At 69.1% G+C, this 6,327-nt stretch carries 5 protein-coding genes; 2 read left to right on the top strand and 3 right to left on the bottom strand.

Annotation, left to right across the window (positions count from 1 at the left end; translation table 11 throughout):
* Window positions 1-77 precede the first annotated feature (77 nt).
* On the bottom strand, window positions 78-932 hold the full coding sequence (locus VNE60_00345) for a VOC family protein (GenBank protein HVB29955.1): 855 nt from the start codon (window positions 930-932) through the stop codon (window positions 78-80).
* A gap of 27 nt (window positions 933-959) precedes the next feature.
* Window positions 960-1,499 (bottom strand): YceI family protein, encoded by a 540-nt coding sequence (locus VNE60_00340; GenBank protein HVB29954.1) that lies wholly within the window; start codon window positions 1,497-1,499, stop codon window positions 960-962.
* Between the two features lie 109 nt (window positions 1,500-1,608).
* On the opposite strand from VNE60_00340, the gene VNE60_00335 reads away from it, so the two are divergent.
* Window positions 1,609-1,962, top strand: coding sequence for a winged helix-turn-helix transcriptional regulator (locus VNE60_00335; GenBank protein ID HVB29953.1), 354 nt, complete (start codon window positions 1,609-1,611; stop codon window positions 1,960-1,962).
* Here VNE60_00335 and VNE60_00330 read toward each other — a convergent pair.
* On the bottom strand, window positions 1,932-2,942 hold the full coding sequence (locus VNE60_00330; GenBank protein ID HVB29952.1) for a M20/M25/M40 family metallo-hydrolase: 1,011 nt from the start codon (window positions 2,940-2,942) through the stop codon (window positions 1,932-1,934). The two genes, VNE60_00335 and VNE60_00330, sit on opposite strands and share 31 nt — an antisense overlap.
* A 600-nt stretch (window positions 2,943-3,542) precedes the next feature.
* Between VNE60_00330 and acnA the strand changes: the two genes are divergently transcribed.
* Window positions 3,543-6,287, top strand: a complete 2,745-nt coding sequence (acnA, locus tag VNE60_00325; protein ID HVB29951.1) for an aconitate hydratase AcnA — start codon at window positions 3,543-3,545, stop codon at window positions 6,285-6,287.
* Window positions 6,288-6,327: the final 40 nt, after the last annotated feature.

Here is a 6,327-nt window from a genome sequence, read left to right as displayed (position 1 = left end):
ATCAAGGCGGCGCGGCTGGATCTGGTCACGCCCGGCGGCGCCGACGACGGCGTCGACCGCGAGGACCTGCTGCTCCCCTAGCCCGCCACCAGCAACACGCGGTTGTCCGACGGATCGCGGGCCAGCCATCCGCCGTCGCGCTCCACCAGCGAGACCCCCGCCGACGCCAGCGCCGCGCGCATGCCGTCCAACGCGCCGCCCGCCGGCACGACCACCGTGAAGTAGTCCAGGCCCGGCGTGGTTTCCGGCTGCGGCGGCGCTCCCGCCACGCCCCACGTGTTGAGCCCCAGATGATGGTGATAGCCGCCCGCCGAGACGAACAGCGCGCTCGCCGCCATCCGCTGCATCACGTCGAACCCCAACGCGCCATGGTAGAAGCGCTCGGCTTCGTTGACGTCGCGCACCTGCAGGTGCACGTGCCCCATGCGCGCGTCCGCGGGCAGCCGCGCGGCCGGCTGGCCGCCGGCCAGCGCCCCGTCGAGCAGCGCCTGCAGATCGAGCGGATCGGTGACCATGGCCAGCGTGCCGTCCTGCATGGGCCATGCGGCCCGCGGGCGGTCGCGGTAGATCTCGATCCCGATGCCGTCGGGGTCGCTCAGATAGAGCGCCTCGCTCACCCCATGATCCGATGCCCCCTGCATCGGCCACCGCGCGGCCAGCACCCGCGCCAGCGCATGGCCCAGATCCACCCGCGAGGGCACGAGGATGGCGAAGTGGTAGATCCCGGTGGTGCGGCGCGGACGCGGCCCGGCGCCCGCCGAGGCGCTCAGTACGACGAGGGCGCGCCCGTCCACGCCGAGCGTGGCCCGGCCCGCGTCGCGCGACAGGACGTCGAGCCCGAGCACGGTCGTATAGAACGTGAGCGACCGTTCGAGGTCGCTCACGCGAAGCTGGACGCGCCCGATGGCCGCGCCCGGATCGATGGATGTCATGGAATGCTCCCGGTGGAGCACCGCGTGTTACGCCGCCTGCTTCACCAACTCCACGTCGAGGGAGATCTTGATGTCGTCGCCCACCAGCACCCCACCCGTCTCCAGCGCCACGTTCCACACGAGCCCGAAGTCCTTGCGGTTGATCTTCGTGGTGGCCGAGTAGCCGGCGCGCTGGCCGCCCCAGGGATCCGTGGCCTGGCCGGCCGACTCCACGTTCAGCGTGACTTCGCGGGTCACGTCGCGGATCGTGAGGTCGCCCACGAGCTTGAACTCGCCGTCCAGCGGGCCGTCCACGCGCTTGCCCTTGAACGTGATCACCGGAAAGCGCTCCACGTCGAAGAAGTCGGCGGATCTGAGGTGCGCGTCGCGCTTCTCATCGCGCGTGTCGATGGACGCCACGGCGATGGTGACGTCCACGCGCGCCGCCTTGGGGGCGGCGTCGTCCACGATCACGGTGCCCTTCACGTCGGCGAATCGACCCTTGACGGTCGCGATCATCAGGTGCTTCACGGCAAACTCGGCGGCGCTGTGCGATGCATCGATCTGCCAGGTGGTCGGCGTGCCCATGGTGAGTTCTCCCCTGCCAAATAGTTGATGTGTTACCTACCTTGTGTATGGAACTCTAGAATAGTAAGTTACTCTTGTCAAGTATTCTTTCCATGACAAGGTTGGTGCCATGTCGGACCACGGATCCACCGTCTGCCCCTACTTCCACCAGGCGATCGAGCTGATCGGACGCCGGTGGACGGGCGCGATCGTCCAGGTGCTCATGACCGGCCGTCGCCGGTACTGCGACCTCCGCACCGCCATTCCCGACGTCAGCGACCGCATGCTCTCCGAACGGCTCAGGGAACTCGAAGCCGAGGGAATCGTGCGACGGATCGTGACCCCGGAAACGCCGGTGCGCGTGGAGTACGAACTCAGCAAGAAGGGCCGGGCGCTGGAACAGGCGCTGAGCGCCGTGGCGGAGTGGGCCGAGAAGTGGAGCGAGAAGCCGCCTCAGGCCAGAGCGCGGACGATGCGCGCGTAGGCCTCCACGGCCGCGCGCAGTTCGGCCACCCGCACGTGCTCGTCGTCGCGATGGGCCACGTGGATGGAGCCCGGACCGAACAGATACGGCGTTCCCCAATTGCCGAGCGCCGGGATGTCGGTGGCGAACGCCACCACCGCCGTCTCGAACCCGGGCAGCACGCCGAGCATCACGGGCGGCACCATCACCCCCCACTCCAGCTCGGCGCGGCCGCGGGCCCACCGTTCGAGCACGGGCATCAGCACTTCGGCCGGCGTCACGAGGCGCGCCATGAGGCGTGCCTCGGCCCACGGCGCCACCACGTTGTCGGCCACGCCGCCGCTGATGTGGCCGATGTTGATCGTCGTCTCGCCGAGCACCGCATGGCGCGGCAGTTCCAGCGCCGGCAGTTCGGCCAGGAGCGCCACCAGGTCGTCGATCGCCGAATGGCCCAACTGCGGGTAGGCGGAGTGCGCCGGCCGGCCGGCCGTGCGCGCGATCACGCGCACGGCGCCCTTGGTCCCGCTGCCGAGCATGCTCTCGGTGGGCTCGCCGTCCACGATGGCGCGGCTGGTGAGCCCGCTGTGCGCGATCCACGCGTCGGCGGCGTGCGCGCCGTCGTGCGACACCTCCTCGCCCACCACGAACAGCAGCGCCACGGGCACCCCGGCACCGCGCAGGGTGTCGGCGGCGCAGATCATGGCGGCCGCGATTCCCTTGGCGTCGCACGCGCCGCGCCCGCGCAGCGTGTCGCCGTCCAGCGACGGCGCGATGTGCGGCGGCACGGTGTCGAGGTGCGTGGACAGCGTGACGAACGGCGCGTCGCTCCACCGGGCGAAGACGTCGAACCGGCCCTCGCTCACCGGGATGCGGGTCACCGTCCACCCGCGCTGCTCGAGCATGGCGTGGACGTGGCCCATGAGCGCCGTCTCGCGGCCGCTGGTGGAGTCGATCGCCATGAGATCGCGGGCGAGGGCAACGACGTCGAGGCTGTCAGGCATGTGGGATTCCAAGTGCATTGAGTCTGAAGCGGTGCCGTGCATGTACGCCGCCGGGCGCGGATTCGTCAATCCCGGTCGGGGCTTGCCGGCCAGGGCCGGATGGGGCGGCCGGCATCGCCACAGACCACGCGGGCCCTGCAACAGCGACTGCGACTGCAACTGCAACCGCAACTGCAACCGCAACTGCTGGGGAACAACGATCACTACCGATCTGACGGATCAAGCGGATACGACAACGGCAACTGGCATGGGAACCGCCCCGCCGTCAAGCTCGTCGCGCCCCCCCCGCGATCCCGATGGCGGAGCAGTTTCCAAAGAATTTGCTGTTGTAGTTGCAGTTGCGGTTGCGGTCATCAGTTGAATCCGCCAAATCAGTGGTGATCGTAGTTCCCGTCGGTTGTCGTTCCTATGGATTCCGTGCGGCCTGTGGCCACCCTCCGGCACCCCGATCCTGCCCCACGACCCGGCCGGCGGGCACCCGGGGTCGCCTGGACGCGACGACCGACTAGATTCCCCGTCAGCCTGCCGCACTGCGGCAGTGGCTCCACCGAGAACCCTCGCACCGGCCCCATCGAGCGGCCGTGATCGAGAGGCCAATCCATGACAAGCAAGAATTCTTTTGGCAGCCGCGCGGCGCTGACCGTCGACGGCAAGGCGTATACCGTGTTCCGCCTGAGCGGTCTCGGCGGCCGCACCTCCACGCTCCCGTTCAGCCTCAAGATCCTCCTCGAGAACCTGCTGCGGAACGAGGACGAAGGCTTCGTGAAGCGCGGCGACATCGAGGCGATGATCGCCTGGGACGTGAAGGGCAAGGTCGAGAAGGAGATCGCGTTCCGCACGGCGCGCGTGCTGCTGCAGGACTTCACCGGCGTGCCGGCGGTGGTGGATCTCGCGGCGATGCGCGACGCCATCGCCGCCCTGGGCGGCGATCCGCAGCAGATCAATCCGTTGCAGCCGGTGGATCTGGTGATCGACCATTCGGTGCAGGTGGACGAGTACGGCAGCGCCGCGGCGTTCCTGCTCAACACCGAGAAGGAGTTCGAGCGCAACAAGGAGCGCTACGTGTTCCTGCGCTGGGGCCAGGACGCGTTCAAGAACTTCCGCGTCGTGCCGCCGGGCACGGGCATCTGCCACCAGGTGAACCTCGAGTACCTGGGCAAGACGGTGTTCGTGAACGAGGAGACCGGCGAGGCGTATCCCGATTCGCTGGTCGGCACCGATTCGCACACCACGATGATCAACGGGCTGGGCGTGCTGGGCTGGGGCGTGGGCGGCATCGAGGCCGAGGCAGCGATGCTCGGCCAGCCGGTGACGATGCTCATTCCCGAGGTGGTGGGCTTCAAGCTGCACGGCAAGCTGCCGGCGGGCGCCACGGCCACCGACCTCGTGCTCACGTGCACGGAGATGCTCCGCAAGAAGAAGGTGGTGGGCAAGTTCGTGGAGTTCTACGGGGCCGGCCTGTCGTCGCTGTCGCTGGCCGACCGCGCGACGATCGCCAACATGGCGCCCGAGTACGGGGCCACGATGGGGTTCTTTCCGTGCGACGCCGAGACGCTCAAGTACCTGCGGCTCTCGGGGCGCCCCGAGCATCACGTGAAGCTGGTGGAGGCGTACGCCCGGGAGCAGGGCCTGTTCCGCACCGACGACACGCCCGACCCGGTGTTCACCGACACGCTGGAACTCGATCTGGCGACGGTGGAGCCGAGTCTCGCCGGACCGAAGCGTCCGCAGGATCGCGTGCCGCTGGCCCGGGCCAAGTCGATGTACCTCGAGGCGTACAAGGGTGAGGCGGAGCGAATGGCCGGCGGAGCGCCGGCGGCGTCCACCGCCGACAGCAGGAAGGCCGAGGCGCGCATGGACAGCGAGGGCGGCGCGCAGGCGCACGAGGGCGTGGACTGCTCGCACAACGGCCAGCGGTTCACGCTGCGCCACGGCGCCGTGGTGATCGCGGCCATCACGAGCTGCACCAACACGTCGAACCCGGGCGTGATGATCGCCGCCGGCATGCTGGCGCGGAACGCGGTCAAGCGCGGGCTCCGGACCAAGCCGTGGGTGAAGACCTCGCTGGCGCCGGGCTCCAAGGTGGTCACCGACTACTACGACCAGGCCGGGCTCACCGAGTATCTGGACGCGTTGGGATTCAACCTCGTGGGCTACGGCTGCACCACGTGCATCGGCAATTCGGGCCCGCTGCCGGAGTCGATCTCCACCGCCATCGAGCAGCACAAGCTGATCGTGACGTCCGTGCTGAGCGGCAATCGGAATTTCGAGGGGCGCGTCAATCCGCTCACGAGGTTCAACTACCTCGCGTCGCCGCCGCTGGTGGTGGCGTACGCGCTGGCCGGCCGCATGGACATCGACCTCGCCACCGAACCGCTGGGCGAGGGCACCAACGGCCCGGTGTATCTCAAGGACGTCTGGCCGGACGCCAAGGACGTGCAGGACGAGATCCTGCGCAGCGTGAAGCGCGAGTTCTTCACCGCCGAATACGCCGACGTGTTCAAGGGCGACGCCGAGTGGCAGGAGCTGGCCGTGCCGCACGGCGAGACGTATGCGTGGCAGAACGACTCCACGTACGTCAAGAACCCGCCGTACTTCGACGGCATGACGATGACGCCGCCGGGCGTGCAGCCGATTGGCGGCGCGCGGGCGCTGGCCATGCTCGGCGACTCGATCACCACCGACCACATCTCACCGGCGGGGAGCATCCCGCTCAAGAGCCCGGCCGGCCAGTGGCTGGTGGCGCACGGCGTGGAACGGAAGGACTTCAACTCGTACGGTTCGCGCCGCGGCAACCACGAAGTGATGATGCGCGGCACGTTCGCGAACATCCGGCTGCGCAACGAGCTGGCGCCGGGCACCGAGGGCGGGTGGACCGCCGCCGAGGCCGGCGGCGCGGCCAGGTTCATCTACGACGCGGCGATGGAGTACCAGAAGGCGCGCACGCCGCTCGTCATCATCGCCGGCAAGGAGTACGGCACCGGGTCGTCGCGCGATTGGGCGGCCAAGGGTACCGTGCTGCTGGGCGTGAAGGCGGTGATCGCCGAGTCGTTCGAGCGCATCCACCGGTCCAACCTGGTGGGCATGGGCGTGCTGCCGCTGGAGTTCACGGGCGGCGACACGCGGCAGTCGCTGGGACTCACCGGCTTCGAGACCTTCGACCTCGTGGGGCTCGACGACTCGCTCAAGCCCAGGGCGACGCTCACCGTGCGCGCCACGGCGCCGGGCGGATCGATCAGGCAGTTCGCGGTCCAGGCGCGCATCGACACGCCGGAGGAGATGCACTACTACCGGCACGGCGGCATCCTGCCGTACGTGCTGCGGTCGCTCGTGGGCCGGAAGTAGCGCCGCTCAGGACGGACGGAGCGCCGGGCGCGGTGGAGAA

The organism is Gemmatimonadaceae bacterium (assembly GCA_035533755.1).
Lineage (GTDB): Bacteria > Gemmatimonadota > Gemmatimonadetes > Gemmatimonadales > Gemmatimonadaceae > JAGWRI01.
The sequence above is the reverse complement of the archived record's forward strand: the minus strand, read 5'-3'. Positions and strand labels throughout refer to the sequence as shown.

Coding starts and splice junctions, on each gene's coding strand:
- acnA (HVB29951.1), top strand. CDS start 3,543: ATGACAAGCAAGAATTCTTTTGGCAGCCGCGCGGCGCTGACCGTCGAC.
- VNE60_00335 (HVB29953.1), top strand. CDS start 1,609: ATGTCGGACCACGGATCCACCGTCTGCCCCTACTTCCACCAGGCGATC.
- VNE60_00340 (HVB29954.1), bottom strand. CDS start 1,499: ATGGGCACGCCGACCACCTGGCAGATCGATGCATCGCACAGCGCCGCC.
- VNE60_00330 (HVB29952.1), bottom strand. CDS start 2,942: ATGCCTGACAGCCTCGACGTCGTTGCCCTCGCCCGCGATCTCATGGCG.
- VNE60_00345 (HVB29955.1), bottom strand. CDS start 932: ATGACATCCATCGATCCGGGCGCGGCCATCGGGCGCGTCCAGCTTCGC.